Source organism: Pseudoclavibacter chungangensis (genome assembly GCF_013410545.1).
In the GTDB taxonomy this organism is placed as follows: Bacteria; Actinomycetota; Actinomycetes; order Actinomycetales; family Microbacteriaceae; genus Pseudoclavibacter; species Pseudoclavibacter chungangensis.
Genome location: NZ_JACCFV010000001.1, coordinates 308,858 through 321,467, shown reverse-complemented (window position 1 = coordinate 321,467; position 12,610 = coordinate 308,858). Strand labels below are relative to the sequence as shown.

The 12,610-nt window shown below is 67.5% G+C and carries 22 protein-coding genes and 1 pseudogene; all 23 read right to left on the bottom strand.

Translation table 11 applies throughout. The features are described 5' to 3' along the window. Nucleotides 1-24: 24 nt before the first annotated feature. The 23 genes and pseudogenes from HNR16_RS01375 to HNR16_RS01265 all read right to left on the bottom strand — a co-directional run bounded on the left by HNR16_RS01375 (nt 25) and on the right by HNR16_RS01265 (nt 12,523). Nucleotides 25-633, bottom strand: a complete 609-nt coding sequence (locus HNR16_RS01375) for an adenylate kinase (protein WP_158039228.1) — start codon at nt 631-633, stop codon at nt 25-27. After that, nucleotides 630-1,994: a preprotein translocase subunit SecY gene (gene secY, locus HNR16_RS01370; RefSeq protein WP_158039227.1), complete on the bottom strand. Its 1,365-nt coding sequence runs from the start codon at nt 1,992-1,994 to the stop codon at nt 630-632. Before secY ends, HNR16_RS01375 begins: the two co-directional genes overlap by 4 nt. Nucleotides 1,995-2,063: 69 nt before the next feature. After that, nucleotides 2,064-2,537: a 50S ribosomal protein L15 gene (gene rplO / locus HNR16_RS01365; protein WP_158039226.1), complete on the bottom strand. Its 474-nt coding sequence runs from the start codon at nt 2,535-2,537 to the stop codon at nt 2,064-2,066. After that, on the bottom strand, nt 2,534-2,719 hold the full coding sequence (rpmD, locus tag HNR16_RS01360) for a 50S ribosomal protein L30 (RefSeq protein ID WP_179558348.1): 186 nt from the start codon (nt 2,717-2,719) through the stop codon (nt 2,534-2,536). The genes rplO and rpmD overlap by 4 nt, the downstream gene beginning before the upstream one ends. After that, nucleotides 2,719-3,417 (bottom strand): 30S ribosomal protein S5, encoded by a 699-nt coding sequence (gene rpsE / locus HNR16_RS01355; RefSeq protein ID WP_158039324.1) that lies wholly within the window; start codon nt 3,415-3,417, stop codon nt 2,719-2,721. Before rpsE ends, rpmD begins: the two co-directional genes overlap by 1 nt. 41 nt (nt 3,418-3,458) lie before the next feature. After that, a complete protein-coding gene (gene rplR, locus HNR16_RS01350; protein ID WP_158039224.1) occupies nt 3,459-3,830 on the bottom strand; it encodes a 50S ribosomal protein L18 in 372 nt (123 codons plus the stop codon). Nucleotides 3,831-3,832: 2 nt separating this feature from the next. Continuing rightward, nucleotides 3,833-4,369: a 50S ribosomal protein L6 gene (rplF, locus tag HNR16_RS01345; protein WP_158039223.1), complete on the bottom strand. Its 537-nt coding sequence runs from the start codon at nt 4,367-4,369 to the stop codon at nt 3,833-3,835. 6 nt (nt 4,370-4,375) lie between these two features. Further along, a complete protein-coding gene (gene rpsH / locus HNR16_RS01340) occupies nt 4,376-4,774 on the bottom strand; it encodes a 30S ribosomal protein S8 (protein WP_158039222.1) in 399 nt (132 codons plus the stop codon). A gap of 87 nt (nt 4,775-4,861) precedes the next feature. Next, the gene (gene rplE / locus HNR16_RS01335) at nt 4,862-5,449 is read right to left on the bottom strand and encodes a 50S ribosomal protein L5 (RefSeq protein ID WP_158039221.1); all 588 of its coding nucleotides are present in this window, start codon (nt 5,447-5,449) and stop codon (nt 4,862-4,864) included. 209 nt (nt 5,450-5,658) lie between these two features. Further along, nucleotides 5,659-6,003, bottom strand: a pseudogene (gene rplX / locus HNR16_RS17975) (50S ribosomal protein L24); the annotation flags it as partial. A gap of 2 nt (nt 6,004-6,005) precedes the next feature. Continuing rightward, entirely contained in the window at nt 6,006-6,374 is a 369-nt protein-coding gene (gene rplN / locus HNR16_RS01325; protein ID WP_158039219.1) for a 50S ribosomal protein L14, read from the bottom strand. Between the two features lie 3 nt (nt 6,375-6,377). After that, a complete protein-coding gene (rpsQ, locus tag HNR16_RS01320; protein ID WP_158039218.1) occupies nt 6,378-6,671 on the bottom strand; it encodes a 30S ribosomal protein S17 in 294 nt (97 codons plus the stop codon). Next, nucleotides 6,671-6,973: a 50S ribosomal protein L29 gene (rpmC, locus tag HNR16_RS01315; protein ID WP_158039217.1), complete on the bottom strand. Its 303-nt coding sequence runs from the start codon at nt 6,971-6,973 to the stop codon at nt 6,671-6,673. Before rpmC ends, rpsQ begins: the two co-directional genes overlap by 1 nt. Before the next feature lie 2 nt (nt 6,974-6,975). Then, nucleotides 6,976-7,392 carry a 50S ribosomal protein L16 gene (gene rplP / locus HNR16_RS01310; RefSeq protein WP_158039216.1) on the bottom strand — a complete coding sequence of 139 codons (417 nt, stop codon included), beginning with the start codon at nt 7,390-7,392 and terminating at the stop codon, nt 6,976-6,978. Between the two features lie 2 nt (nt 7,393-7,394). Continuing rightward, the gene (gene rpsC / locus HNR16_RS01305) at nt 7,395-8,147 is read right to left on the bottom strand and encodes a 30S ribosomal protein S3 (protein WP_158039215.1); all 753 of its coding nucleotides are present in this window, start codon (nt 8,145-8,147) and stop codon (nt 7,395-7,397) included. Then, on the bottom strand, nt 8,147-8,524 hold the full coding sequence (rplV, locus tag HNR16_RS01300; RefSeq protein ID WP_158039214.1) for a 50S ribosomal protein L22: 378 nt from the start codon (nt 8,522-8,524) through the stop codon (nt 8,147-8,149). Before rplV ends, rpsC begins: the two co-directional genes overlap by 1 nt. Before the next feature lie 26 nt (nt 8,525-8,550). Then, nucleotides 8,551-8,832: a 30S ribosomal protein S19 gene (rpsS, locus tag HNR16_RS01295; RefSeq protein ID WP_158039213.1), complete on the bottom strand. Its 282-nt coding sequence runs from the start codon at nt 8,830-8,832 to the stop codon at nt 8,551-8,553. A gap of 12 nt (nt 8,833-8,844) precedes the next feature. Continuing rightward, nucleotides 8,845-9,684 carry a 50S ribosomal protein L2 gene (gene rplB, locus HNR16_RS01290; RefSeq protein WP_158039212.1) on the bottom strand — a complete coding sequence of 280 codons (840 nt, stop codon included), beginning with the start codon at nt 9,682-9,684 and terminating at the stop codon, nt 8,845-8,847. 25 nt (nt 9,685-9,709) lie between these two features. After that, nucleotides 9,710-10,009, bottom strand: a complete 300-nt coding sequence (gene rplW, locus HNR16_RS01285; RefSeq protein WP_158039211.1) for a 50S ribosomal protein L23 — start codon at nt 10,007-10,009, stop codon at nt 9,710-9,712. Beyond that, nucleotides 10,009-10,917, bottom strand: a complete 909-nt coding sequence (rplD, locus tag HNR16_RS01280) for a 50S ribosomal protein L4, sunset domain variant (RefSeq protein WP_158039210.1) — start codon at nt 10,915-10,917, stop codon at nt 10,009-10,011. Before rplD ends, rplW begins: the two co-directional genes overlap by 1 nt. A gap of 4 nt (nt 10,918-10,921) precedes the next feature. Next, nucleotides 10,922-11,575: a 50S ribosomal protein L3 gene (rplC, locus tag HNR16_RS01275; protein ID WP_158039209.1), complete on the bottom strand. Its 654-nt coding sequence runs from the start codon at nt 11,573-11,575 to the stop codon at nt 10,922-10,924. Between the two features lie 8 nt (nt 11,576-11,583). Next, the gene (gene rpsJ / locus HNR16_RS01270) at nt 11,584-11,892 is read right to left on the bottom strand and encodes a 30S ribosomal protein S10 (protein WP_158039208.1); all 309 of its coding nucleotides are present in this window, start codon (nt 11,890-11,892) and stop codon (nt 11,584-11,586) included. Nucleotides 11,893-12,325: 433 nt separating this feature from the next. Next, complete coding sequence (locus tag HNR16_RS01265; protein ID WP_158039207.1) at nt 12,326-12,523, bottom strand: antitoxin; 198 nt, start codon at nt 12,521-12,523, stop codon at nt 12,326-12,328. Nucleotides 12,524-12,610 lie beyond the last annotated feature (87 nt).

Below are 12,610 nucleotides of genomic sequence, written 5' to 3'. Positions count from 1 at the left end.
TCGGTCCGCTGCGATGCAGTCGGCTCAGCGTGTGGGGATGCCCTTCTCGGCGAGGCCCGCCTCGATGCGCGAGGTGACCTCGTCGACCGAACCGAGACCGTCCACCTTCACGACGAGGCCGCGCGCCTCGTAGATCTCGAGCACCGGTGCGGTCTCGCGCGCGTAGACGTCCTGGCGGTGCCGGATGGCGTCCTCCGTGTCGTCCGAGCGCCCCTGCTCGATCGCACGCTGCCGGAGCCGCGCGACGACCTCGTCCGTGTCGACCTCGAGCTGGATGACCGCGTCGATCGCGGTGCCCTGCGCCTTGAGGAGTGCGGTCAGGTATTCCACCTGCTCGACCGTGCGCGGGTAGCCGTCGAGCAGGAAACCCGACTTGGCGTCGCCGTGGCCGAGCCGATCGGCCACGAGTTCGTTCGTCAGGGTGTCCGGCACGAGGTCACCCGACTCGATGATCGCCTTCACCTTGAGGCCGAGCTCGGTCTCGTTCTTGATGTTGGCGCGGAAGATGTCGCCCGTCGAGACGGCGGGGACACCGTAGGCCTCGGACACGCGCGTGGCCTGCGTGCCCTTGCCCGCGCCGGGTGGTCCGACGATGAGGAGTCGGACGGCGTCTTCGGTGGATCGTGTGGTCATCGGAGAAGCCCCTCGTAGTTGCGTTGTTGGAGTTGCGCGTCGATCTGCTTCACCGTCTCGAGACCCACACCGACGATGATGAGGATCGACGCACCGCCGAACGGGAAGTTCTGGTTCGCGTTGACGACCGAGAGGGCGATGAGCGGGATGAGCGCGAGCACGCCAAGGTACAGGGACCCCGGGAACGTGATGCGCGTGAGGACGAAGTTGAGGTACTCGGCCGTGGGGCGTCCGGCACGGATACCGGGGATGAACCCGCCGTGCTTGCGCATGTTCTCGGCGACTTCCTCGGGGTTGAACGCGATCGCGACGTAGAAGTACGCGAACCCGATGATGAGGACGAAGAACACCGCCATGTAGAGGGGGTGGTTGCCCGTCGTGAAGTTGTTCATGATCCACGTGACCCACGGGGCGAGCTCGCCCGTGACGGGGTCCGGCGTCTGGTTGAACTGTGCGACGAGTGCCGGCAGGTAGAGCAGCGACGAGGCGAAGATGACGGGGATGACGCCCGCCTGGTTGACCTTGATCGGGATGTAGGTCGTGTTGCCGCCGTAGGTGCGTCGCCCGACCATGCGCTTCGCGTACTGCACGGGGATGCGCCGCTGCGACTGCTCGACGAACACGACGGCCATCATGATGAGGACACCGATCGCGATGACGACGACAAGTGTGCCGAGACCGCCCGAGCCCTGGGCGATCGAGCCGAGTGCCGACGGGAACGTCGCGGCGATCGACGTGAAGATGAGCAGCGACATGCCGTTGCCGATGCCGCGCTCGGTGATGAGCTCGCCGATCCACATGATGACCGCGGTACCGGCCGTGAGCGCCGCGATGATGAGGATGATGCGGAGGATGTTGACGACCGCGTTCTCGGGTGCCGCGCTCTCGTCGAGCAGGCTGATGACGTTGCTGCACTCCGTGCCACCGGAGCCGAAGAGGGCGCCCGACCGGGCGACCGTGATGAGCGTCGTGGCCTGGAGCACCGCGAGGCCGATCGTGATGTACCGCGTGTACTGCGTGAGCTTCGCCTGCCCCGACTGCCCCTCCTTGTGGAGGGCCTCGAAGTGGGGGATCACGACGCGCAGGAGCTGCGTGATGATCGACGCGGTGATGTACGGCATGATGCCGAGCGCGAAGATCGACAGCTGCAGGAGCGCACCGCCGGAGAACAGGTTCACCATGTCGTAGAGACCGGCGGTCGCGCCCGTGCCCGAATCGAGACACTGGCGGACGGCGACGTAGTCGACGAACGGGCCGGGGATCATGGTTCCGAGCCGGTAGACGGCCACCATGCCGAGGGTGAACAGGATCTTCCGACGCAGGTCGGGGGTCTTGAACACCCGTGCGATGGCACTGAACACGCTGAGGTCCTGCTTTCCTAGTGATGCACTGAGCGGGGGCCGACCTCCGCCGACCCCCGCTCAGGGTGCTTACTTGACGGAGCCGCCGGCTGCCTCGATCTTCTGCTGGGCAGAGTTCGAGACCTTGTCGACCGCAACGTTCAGCCTAACCGCAATGTCCCCGTTCCCGAGAACCTTGACGGGCTGGTTCTTGCGCACGGCGCCCTTCTCCACGAGATCGGCGATCGTGACGTCGCCACCCTCGGGGTAGAGCTCCGCGAGCTTCGACACGTTGACCACCTGGTACTCCGTGCGGAACGGGTTCTTGAACCCGCGCAGCTTCGGGGTGCGCATGTGGAGCGGCATCTGGCCGCCCTCGAAGCCGGCCTTCACCTGCGTGCGGGCCTTCGAGCCCTTGGTGCCGCGGCCGGCGGTCTTGCCCTTCGAGCCCTCACCGCGACCGACGCGCGTGCGCGCCTTCTTGGATCCGGGCGCGGGACGCAGGTGGTGCACACGGAGCTGCGGCTCCGACGCGGCCTGCGTCTCCTCTTCCTTCTTCGTCATTCGCTGATCTCCTCAACCGACACGAGGTGCGCGACGGCGCGGACGTAGCCGCGGTTCACCGCGTTGTCCTCCCGCACCACGCTGTCGCCGATCCGCTTGAGACCGAGCGAGCGCAGCGTGTCGCGCTGGTTCTGCTTCTCGCTGATGACCGACTTGGTCTGCGTCACCCTGATGTTCGCCATCATGCACCAACCTTCGTGGTGTCCTGTGCCTCGGCGCGGGCCTGCTCCTCGGCGCGCAGGATGCGCGCCGGGACGACCTGGTCGACGTCGAGACCACGGCGGGCCGCGACGGCGCGCGGCTCCTCGAGCTGCTTGAGCGCCTCGACCGTCGCGTGGACGATGTTGATCGTGTTCGACGATCCGAGCGACTTCGAGAGCACGTCGTGGATGCCTGCGCACTCGAGGACCGCGCGGACGGGACCACCGGCGATGACACCGGTACCCGCGGCGGCGGGGCGCAGCAGGACGACGCCGGCCGCGGCCTCACCCTGCACGGGGTGCGGGATCGTCTTCAGGACACGGGGGACGCGGAAGAAGTTCTTCTTCGCCTCCTCGACGCCCTTCGAGATCGCGAGGGGCACCTCGCGCGCCTTGCCGTAGCCGACACCGACGAGCCCGTTGCCGTCACCGACGACCACGAGGGCCGTGAAGGCGAAGCGACGGCCGCCCTTGACGACCTTCGACACGCGGTTGATGGTGACGACGCGCTCGAGGAACTGGTTGTCGCGGTCGCGACCCTGGTCGCGGCCGCCACGGCCGCCGCGGCCACCGTCGCGGTCGCCACGGCCGCCGCGGCGGTCACCACGACCACCGGCGCCCGCGCCCTCGCGCGTGTTCGACTCGCTCGACGCAGCCGTCTCGACGGGCCGGTCGCTCATGTTCTCGGGAGCGCTCTCGGCGCTCGGGTTCACGTTCTCGGTCACAGGTTCAGCCCTGCCTCTCGTGCTCCATCGGCGATGGCCGCGATGCGACCGGCGTACTTGTTGCCGCCGCGGTCGAACACGACGGTCTCGACGCCGGCGTCCTTGGCACGCGCGGCGACGAGCTCGCCGACCTTGCGCGACTTGGCGGTCTTGTCGCCGTCGAGGGCGCGGACGTCGGCCTCCATGGTCGAGGCGCTCGCGAGGGTGTGACCCTTCGCGTCGTCGACGACCTGGACGAAGACGTGACGCGCCGAACGCGTGACGACGAGGCGGGGACGCGCCTCGGTGCCGACGATCCTCTTGCGAAGACGGTCGTGGCGGCGGCCGCGTGCGGCCGACTTGCTCTTGCCTCGGGTTCCGAGCCCCATGACTACTTACCAGCCTTTCCGGCCTTGCGGCGAATCTGCTCGCCGGCGTAGCGCACGCCCTTGCCCTTGTAGGGCTCGGGCTTGCGCAGCTTGCGGATGTTCGCGGCGGTCTCGCCGACCAGCTGCTTGCTGATGCCCTGGACCGTCACCTTGTTCGCGCCCTCGACCTGGAAGGTGATGCCCTCCGGCGGCTCGACGGTGATCGAGTGCGAGTAGCCGAGCGCGAACTCGAGGTTCTGGCCCTTCGCCTGCACGCGGTAACCGGTGCCGACGACCTCGAGGCCCTTGGAGTAGCCCTCGGTGACGCCGATGATGTCGTTGTTGATGAGGGTGCGCGTCAGGCCGTGCAGCGAGCGCGACTCGCGCTCGTCGTCCGGACGGGACACGACGACCTGGCCGTCCTCGACGGTGGCCTCGATGGGGCTCGCGACGGTGAGGCGGAGCTCACCCTTCGGGCCCTTGACGGTGACCTGCCGTCCGTCGATCTTGACGTCGACGCCGGCGGGGATCTGAATGGGAAGTCGACCGATACGGGACATCAGTGATCACCACACGTAGGCGAGGACTTCCCCACCCACGCCCTTCTTCTCGGCCTCGCGGTTCGTGAGCAGACCCGAGGAGGTGGACAGGATCGCGACGCCGAGGCCGCCGAGCACGCTGGGCAGCTCGGTCGAGCGCGCGTAGACGCGCAGACCGGGCTTGGAGACGCGCTTGATGCCCACGATGGAGCGTTCGCGGTTCGGGCCGAACTTGAGCGTGAGGGTCAGCGTCTGGCCGACGCGGGCGTCCTCGACGGTCCAGTCGGCGATGTAGCCCTCACGCTTGAGGATGTCGGCGATGTGCGACTTGAGCTTGGAAGACGGCATCGACACGGAGTCGTGGTGCGCCGAGTTCGCGTTGCGCAGACGCGTGAGCATGTCTGCGACGGGATCGGTCATCGTCATGATGATTGCCTTTCGCCTGGTTTCACTCCCCGTACACGGGGACGTGACCTGTGGTGTGAACGTGCCGGGGTTCCGGCACGAGTTGGACTATTCGGCCGAGATGCCGGCGTGGAAGGGGAAGCCGAGCTTGAGCAGCAGGGCCCGACCCTGGTCATCATTCTTGGCCGTCGTGACGACCGTGATGTCCATACCGCGCGTGCGGTCGATCTTGTCCGGGTCGATCTCGTGGAACATGACCTGCTCCGTGAGACCGAACGTGTAGTTGCCGTTGCCGTCGAACTGCGTGTCCTTGAGGCCACGGAAGTCGCGGATACGGGGCAGGGCGAGCGAGAGCAGGCGGTCGAGGAACTCCCACATGCGGTCGCCGCGGAGCGTCACGTGGGCGCCGATGGGCTGTCCCTCGCGGAGCTTGAACTGCGCGATCGACTTGCGGGCCTTCGAGACGTACGGCTTCTGGCCGGTGATGGCCGTGAGGTCGGCGATCGCGCCCTCGATGATCTTGCCGTCGCGGGCCGCTTCACCCACACCCATGTTGACCACGATCTTCACGAGGCCGGGGACCTCGTTGACGTTGGACAGCCCGAGCTCCTCCTGGAGCTTCGGCTTGATGTCCTCGCGGTACTTGAGCTTGAGCCGGGGCTGGATTTTGCCAGCCTCCGTAGCGCTTTCGGTCATGCTTACTCGTCGTCCTTCGTCTCGGCCGCGTCAGCGGCCTTCGTGTCGACCTTCTCGGTCTTGGCGGCCTTGGGAGCCTTCGCCTCGGCCTTGTCGGCCTTCGCGGGCTTCTCGGCCTTCGCGTCGTCCTTCGAGGCCTTCGCGGGCTTCTCGGCCTTCGCGTCGTCCTTGGTCGACTTCGTCGCCTTGGCCGGCTTGGCGGTGCGGCGCGACGGCTTGAAGTAGCGCTCGCGCACCGTCTTCGTCACGCCGTCCTTCTCGACCTCGACCTCCTTGAAGCCGACCCGGGCGGGCTGCTTCGTGTCGGGGTCGACGAGGGCCACGTTCGAGATGTGGATCGGGGCCTCGACGGTCTCGATGCCACCCGTCTTCGAGCCGCGCTGCGTCTGACCGACGCGCGTGTGCTTCGTGACGTAGTTGATGCCCTCGACGATGACGCGGTCCTGGTCCATGAGCACCTCGAGGACCTTGCCCTGCTTGCCGCGGTCTCCACCACGGTCTTCGCGGGGACCCGAGATCACCTGGACGAGGTCGCCCTTGCGGATCTTGGCCATGGTCAGATCACCTCCGGAGCGAGCGAAACGATTTTCATGAACTTCTTGTCGCGGAGCTCGCGCCCGACCGGTCCGAAGATGCGCGTGCCGCGCGGGTCGCCGTCGGTCTTGAGGATGACGGCGGCGTTCTCGTCGAAACGGATGTACGAGCCGTCGACGCGGCGCGTCGACTTCACGGTGCGGACGATGACGGCCTTGACGACGTCACCCTTCTTCACGTTGCCGCCGGGGATCGCGTCCTTGACGGTCGCGACGATGACGTCGCCGATGCCCGCGTAGCGGCGGCCGGAGCCGCCGAGCACGCGGATCGTCAGGAGCTCCTTGGCACCCGTGTTGTCCGCGACGCGGACTCGGGATTCCTGCTGGATCATTGGTTACTTCGCCTTCTCGAGGATCTCGACGAGGCGCCAGCGCTTGGTGGCGCTCGTGGGGCGGGTCTCGGCGATCAGGACGAGGTCGCCGATGCCGGCCTGGTTCTCGGCGTCGTGCGCCTTGACTTTGCTGGAGCGGCTGAGGACCTTGCCGTAGAGGGGGTGCTTGACCTTGTCCTCGACGACGACCGTGATGGTCTTGTCCATCTTGTCGCTCGAGACGTAGCCCCGGCGGGTCTTGCGGTGGTTGCGCTTCAGGGCGCCGTCCTCCGCCGTCTTCTCGGTGGTGTCAGCCATCAGTTGGTCTCCTCATTCCCAGCCTCGGCGGCCTTCATGGAGGCCTTCGACTTCTTGGCCGGCTTCTCGACGGGGGCGGGCGTCGCCCGGATCCCGAGCTCGCGCTCGCGGATCACCGTGTAGATGCGAGCGATGTCGCGCTTGACCGCCTTGATGCGGCCGCGCTCCTCGCCCTGGCCCGTTGCGGCCTGGAAGCGCAGGTTGAACAGCTCTTCCTTGGCCTTCTTGAGCTCCTCGACCAGACGGCCGTCCTCGAACGTGTCGAGCTCGACCGTGGCGAGCTCCTTGGTACCGATCGCCATGATTACTCGCCTTCCTCACGGGAGATGATGCGTGCCTTGAGGGGCAGCTTGTGGATAGCGCGCGTGAGCGCCTCGCGGGCGAGCGCTTCGTCGACGCCGGCGACCTCGAAGAGGACGCGGCCCGGCTTGACGTTCGCGACCCACCACTCGGGCGAACCCTTACCGGAACCCATGCGGGTCTCGGCGGGCTTCTTGGTCAGCGGACGGTCCGGGTAGATGTTGATCCAGACCTTGCCGCCACGCTTGATGTGGCGCGTCATGGCGATACGAGCCGCCTCGATCTGGCGGTTGGTCACGTACGCCGGCGTGAGGGCCTGGATGCCGTACTCGCCGAACGAGACCGTCGTCCCACCGGTCGCCTGACCGGTACGGGAGGGGCGGTGCTGCTTGCGGAACTTGACTCGACGGGGAATCAGCATGTCTAGGCCTCTGCTCCTGCGGTCGCCGGCTGCGCGTCACGACGCGGACGGCGGCTGCGGTCGTTGCGGTCGCCGCGCGACGGCTTCATGTTGGCCTGCTCGCGGGCGAGTTCCTTGTTGGTGAGGTCGCCCTTGTAGATCCAGACCTTGACACCGATGCGGCCGTAGGTGGTCTTGGCCTCGTAGAAGCCGTAGTCGATGTTGGCGCGGAGCGTGTGCAGGGGCACGCGGCCCTCGCGGTAGAACTCCGAGCGGCTCATCTCGGCGCCGCCGAGACGACCCGACACCTGGATCCGGACGCCCTTGGCGCCGGCGCGCTGCGCACCCTGCAGGCCCTTGCGCATCGCGCGACGGAACGCCACGCGAGCGGTGAGCTGCTCGGCGATACCCTGCGCGACGAGCTGGGCCTCGGCCTCGGGGTTCTTGACCTCGAGGATATTGAGCTGGATCTGCTTGCCGGTGAGCTTCTCGAGGTCGGCGCGGATGCGCTCGGCCTCGGCGCCGCGGCGGCCGATCACGATGCCGGGGCGCGCCGTGTGGATGTCCACGCGGACGCGGTCGCGGGTGCGCTCGATCTCGATGCGGGCGACGCCCGCACGGTCGAGGGTCTTCGCGAGGTGCTGACGGATGCGGATGTCCTCGTTCACGTAGTCCGCGTACCGCTGGCCGGGCTTCGTCGAGTCGGCGTACCAGCGCGACACGTGGTCGGTGGTGATGCCGAGGCGGAAGCCGTACGGGTTGATCTTCTGGCCCATTAGTTGTCCTCCGCCGTCTCGTCGGTCTCGGGCGTGGCGAGCACGACCGTGATGTGGCTCGTCCGCTTGTTGATGCGGAAGGCCCGGCCCTGCGCGCGCGGCTGGAACCGCTTGAGCGTGGCTCCCTCGTCGACGAATGCGCGCGACACGTAGAGGTCGCGCTCGTCGAGGAACGCGCTCTCCTTGTCGGCCTTCACCCGTGCGTTGGCGATGGCCGAGGCCACGACCTTGTACACGGGCTCCGATGCGCCCTGCGGGGCGAACTTCAGGATCGCCAGTGCCTCGAGTGCCTGCTTGCCGCGGATCAGGTCGACGACGCGGCGAGCCTTCTGAGGGGTGACGCGGATGTGTCGCACACGTGCGATCGACTCCACCATTCTCTACCTCCTTCGACGTCGCCGCGTCAGCGGCGACGACCCTTCTTGTCGTCCTTCTCGTGTCCGCGGAAGGTGCGGGTGGGCGCGAACTCGCCCAGCTTGTGGCCAACCATCGTCTCCGTCACGAAGACGGGGATGTGCTTGCGACCGTCGTGCACCGCGATGGTGTGTCCGAGCATGTCGGGCACGATCATCGAACGACGCGACCAGGTCTTGATGACGTTCTTCGAACCGGCTTCGTTCTGACGGAGCACCTTCTGCAGGAGGTGCTCGTCGATGAAGGGGCCCTTCTTGAGGCTGCGAGGCATCTTCTTCTCCTACTAGCGCTTCTTCTTGCCGGTCGGGCGGCGGCGGACGATGAGCTTGTCGCTCTCCTTGTTCGGCTTCCGCGTCCGGCCCTCGGGCTGACCCCACGGGCTGACGGGGTGGCGTCCACCGGAGGTGCGACCCTCACCACCACCGTGCGGGTGGTCGACGGGGTTCATGACGACACCGCGGACCGTCGGGCGCACGCCCAGCCAGCGCTTGCGACCGGCCTTTCCGAGGTTGATGTTCGACTGCTCGGCGTTGCCGACCTCGCCGATCGTGGCGCGGCAGCGGACATCGACGTTGCGGACCTCGCCCGACGGCAGACGGAGCTGCGCGTAGGGGCCGTCCTTCGCGACGAGTCGCACCGAGGCGCCCGCCGAGCGGGCGAGCTTGGCGCCGCCGCCGGGCTTGAGCTCGATCGCGTGCACGACCGTACCGGTGGGGATGTTGCGCAGCGGCAGGTTGTTGCCGGGCTTGATGTCGGCGTTCGGGCCCTGCTCGATGATGTCGCCCTGCTTGAGGCGGTTCGGCGCCAGGATGTAGCGCTTGGTGCCGTCGACGAAGTGCAGGAGCGCGATGCGGGCCGTGCGGTTCGGGTCGTACTCGATGTGCGCGACCTTGGCGTTCACGCCGTCCTTGTCGTTCCGACGGAAGTCGATGACGCGGTACTGGCGCTTGTGGCCGCCACCGATGTGGCGGGTCGTGATGCGGCCCTGGTTGTTGCGGCCGCCCGACTTCGAGAGGGGGCGGAGCAGCGACTTCTCGGGCGTCGACCGGGTGATCTCGGTGAACTCGGAAACCGAGGCGCCGCGACGACCGGGGGTCGTGGGCTTGTAGTTGCGAATAGCCATGTGTGGTTCGTCCTCTGTGTTCCGATTAGCCGGCGTTCGAGAAGATGTCGATCGAGCCGGACTTCAGCGTCACGATGGCGCGCTTGGTGTCCTTGCGCTTGCCGGTGCCGAAGCGCGTGCGGCGCGTCTTACCCTTGCGGTTGAGCGTGTTGACCGAGGCGACCTCGACGTCGAAGATCTTCTCGATCGCCTGGCGGATCTCGATCTTGTTCGAGGACGGGTCCACGATGAACGTGTACTTGCCCTGGTCGATGAGGCTGTAGCTCTTCTCCGAGACGACGGGAGCGATGATCACGTCGTGCGGTGCCTTGTTGTTGGCGCTCATCACTTACCTTCCTTGTTCGCGCCGGCCTCGGTGAAGCCTGCGGCCTCGGCGTCCTCTGCGGTGCGGAACCACACCTCGGCGACCGTGCTCTCGTACCAGCGGCTCGAGGGCCGGTGGAAGAGCATCGAGTCCTTGTTGCCCTTGATGTCGAATCCCACGGGCGCGGAACCGTCCGCGAGCGGGGCTGCGCCGTCGGTGTGATCGGCGTCTGCCTCGACGGGCGCGGCGGCCGACGCAGCGGCGGCAGGACCAGCCGCGGCGGCGGGAGCGACCGAGGCCGTCTTGCTCTCGACGAAGGCGTCGAAGGCCTGCTTCGTGAAGACGATGTCCGCAGCGACGAGCACGTCGTACGCGTTGAGCTGGTCCGCGAAGATGACGTGGAGCGCGGGGATGTTGCGCACCGACTTGAGCGAGAGCTCGTCGGAGCGGTCGATGACGACGAGCACGTTGCGTCCGTCGCTGAACTGCGCGATCGCTGCCGCGGCCTGCTTGGTCGACGGGGCGTCGCCCTCGACGAGCGAGGAGACGACGTGCACGTGGCCGCCGCGGGCGCGGTCGCTGATGGCGCCGAGCAGCGCCGCCGCGATCATCTTCTTGGGGGTGCGCTGGGCGTAGTCGCGCGGCACGGGGCCGTGGACGACGCCACCGCCGGTGTGCTGCGGCATACGGACCGAACCCTGACGGGCGCGGCCGGTGCCCTTCTGCTTGAACGGCTTGCGACCCGAACCGGAGACCTCGCCGCGGTTCTTCGCCTTGTGCGTTCCCTGGCGGGCGGCGGCGAGCTGGGCCGTGACGACCTGGTGCAGGAGCGGAACGTTCGTCGTGGCGTCGAAGACGGCGCCGGGCAGCTCGACGGTGCCGGACTTCTTGCCGGCGGCGTCGAGGACGTCGATGGTGGTGTCAGCCATGTGGCTAGGCCCCCTTCACTGCGTTGCGGACGAACACGAGTCGTCCCTTGGCGCCGGGAACGGCGCCCTTGACGAGCAGCAGCCCGCGCTCGGCGTCCACGGCGTGGACGGTGAGGTTCTGGACGGTCACGCGGTCGCCGCCCATACGGCCGGCCATGCGCGTGCCCTTGAAGACGCGGCTCGGGGTGGCGGAGGCACCGATCGAACCGGGCTTGCGGTGGTTCTTGTGTGCACCGTGCGATGCCGAGACGCCCTTGAAGTTGTGGCGCTTCATGACACCGGCGAAGCCCTTGCCCTTCGACGTCCCGACGACGTCGATCTTGGCGCCGGCCTCGAAGACCGTGGCGTCGAGCTCCTGGCCGACCGTGTAGGTGTCGGCGTCGGGGGTGCGGATCTCGGTGAGGTGACGGCGCGGGGTGACGTCGGCCTTCTTGAACTGGCCGGCGGCGGGTGCGTTCACCTTGCGGGGGTCGATGGCGCCTGCGGCGATCTGGATCGCGCTGTAGCCCTGGGCGTCCTCGGTCAGCACCTGGGTGACGACGTTGGTCGGCACCTGGATGACGGTGACCGGGACGAGCTTGCCTGCGTCGTCCCAGACCTGGGTCATGCCGAGCTTGGTGCCCAGCAGGCCCTTGTATGCCTTGGTAGCGGTAGACATGTGTTCCTCTAGAGCTTGATCTCGATGTTGACGTCGGCCGGGAGGTCGAGGCGCATGAGCGAGTCGACCGCCTTCGGCGTCGGGTCGACGATGTCGATCAGTCGCTTGTGCGTGCGCATCTCGAAGTGCTCACGGCTGTCCTTGTACTTGTGGGGAGAACGGATCACGCAGACCACGTCCTTCTCCGTGGGGAGCGGCACCGGGCCGATGACCGAGGCGCCGGCACGGGTCACCGTGTCGACGATCTTGCGTGCCGAGTTGTCGATGACCTCGTGGTCGTACGACTTGAGTCGAATGCGGATCTTCTGTCCCGCCATAGCCTGCTCTCTCTCTGTCACTCGCCGCCGCGGCGGCCTCGTGTGCATACCCGAGGGGTTGCCGCGGGTCCTGGTGTTCGCACCACTGTTCTTCTGTCAAATCCCCCGCCGCCGCACGCGTGCGTGAGCGTCGGAGGGTACGGTGCGCGGGATGGGGATCCCGGTGCGACCGGAGCTGCGCTCTGCTGCCAGCGGCGGGACCTGCGCGCTCGACTCCGTGGGAGTCTCGGGCGGTCACACACGAACTGGCAGTGATCCGGGCACGTGACACTCGCGTGCCGACCCGAAATACTGAACACCCGAGTTTAGACCGGGTCCCGAAGTTCGTGCAACCCGGGCGTGTCGCGCGCCGTGCCGGGCGACACGCCCGGCATGCGAGAACGCCCCGGACCGATGGTCCGGGGCGTCCGTGGCGGTGTCGCGAGCGTGTGGGCTAGGCGCCCTGGTTGCCCTGCGAGCCCTCGTTGCCGACGTGGTCGTCGGCGAACTGGCCGGCCTGACCGATCTGCTCCGCGTACTTGTCGCCGGTCGCCTTGTTGGCGGCGTCGGACCCGGCCTGGATGGCCTGGTCGCTGAGCTGCTCGCCCTGGTCGCTGTTGAGGAATTTACCTGCGTCGTCGAGAAGTCCCATGGATGCTCCGTCGGTCGTGTGGAACGATCGCGATCGCGACCGGAGGAGATCTTTCCGGACGAGTCTGAACGTTCCGTGCGTCGGTCG

Bases quoted from the DNA above. Each gene is read 5' to 3' on its own strand.
- rplV (WP_158039214.1), bottom strand. From the start codon at position 8,524: ATGGTGGAGTCGATCGCACGTGTGCGACACATCCGCGTCACCCCTCAG.
- rplB (WP_158039212.1), bottom strand. From the start codon at position 9,684: ATGGCTATTCGCAACTACAAGCCCACGACCCCCGGTCGTCGCGGCGCC.
- rpsQ (WP_158039218.1), bottom strand. From the start codon at position 6,671: ATGGCTGACACCACCGAGAAGACGGCGGAGGACGGCGCCCTGAAGCGC.
- rpsJ (WP_158039208.1), bottom strand. From the start codon at position 11,892: ATGGCGGGACAGAAGATCCGCATTCGACTCAAGTCGTACGACCACGAG.
- rpsS (WP_158039213.1), bottom strand. From the start codon at position 8,832: ATGCCTCGCAGCCTCAAGAAGGGCCCCTTCATCGACGAGCACCTCCTG.
- rplP (WP_158039216.1), bottom strand. From the start codon at position 7,392: ATGCTGATTCCCCGTCGAGTCAAGTTCCGCAAGCAGCACCGCCCCTCC.
- rpsC (WP_158039215.1), bottom strand. From the start codon at position 8,147: ATGGGCCAGAAGATCAACCCGTACGGCTTCCGCCTCGGCATCACCACC.
- rplC (WP_158039209.1), bottom strand. From the start codon at position 11,575: ATGTCTACCGCTACCAAGGCATACAAGGGCCTGCTGGGCACCAAGCTC.
- rplE (WP_158039221.1), bottom strand. From the start codon at position 5,449: ATGACCGAAAGCGCTACGGAGGCTGGCAAAATCCAGCCCCGGCTCAAG.
- rplO (WP_158039226.1), bottom strand. From the start codon at position 2,537: ATGACGAAGAAGGAAGAGGAGACGCAGGCCGCGTCGGAGCCGCAGCTC.
- rplN (WP_158039219.1), bottom strand. From the start codon at position 6,374: ATGATCCAGCAGGAATCCCGAGTCCGCGTCGCGGACAACACGGGTGCC.
- rpsH (WP_158039222.1), bottom strand. From the start codon at position 4,774: ATGACGATGACCGATCCCGTCGCAGACATGCTCACGCGTCTGCGCAAC.
- rpmD (WP_179558348.1), bottom strand. From the start codon at position 2,719: ATGGCGAACATCAGGGTGACGCAGACCAAGTCGGTCATCAGCGAGAAG.
- rplD (WP_158039210.1), bottom strand. From the start codon at position 10,917: ATGGCTGACACCACCATCGACGTCCTCGACGCCGCCGGCAAGAAGTCC.
- rplF (WP_158039223.1), bottom strand. From the start codon at position 4,369: ATGTCCCGTATCGGTCGACTTCCCATTCAGATCCCCGCCGGCGTCGAC.
- rplR (WP_158039224.1), bottom strand. From the start codon at position 3,830: ATGGGGCTCGGAACCCGAGGCAAGAGCAAGTCGGCCGCACGCGGCCGC.
- HNR16_RS01265 (WP_158039207.1), bottom strand. From the start codon at position 12,523: ATGGGACTTCTCGACGACGCAGGTAAATTCCTCAACAGCGACCAGGGC.
- rpmC (WP_158039217.1), bottom strand. From the start codon at position 6,973: ATGGCGATCGGTACCAAGGAGCTCGCCACGGTCGAGCTCGACACGTTC.
- rplW (WP_158039211.1), bottom strand. From the start codon at position 10,009: ATGAGCGCCAACAACAAGGCACCGCACGACGTGATCATCGCTCCCGTC.
- rpsE (WP_158039324.1), bottom strand. From the start codon at position 3,417: ATGAGCGACCGGCCCGTCGAGACGGCTGCGTCGAGCGAGTCGAACACG.
- HNR16_RS01375 (WP_158039228.1), bottom strand. From the start codon at position 633: ATGACCACACGATCCACCGAAGACGCCGTCCGACTCCTCATCGTCGGA.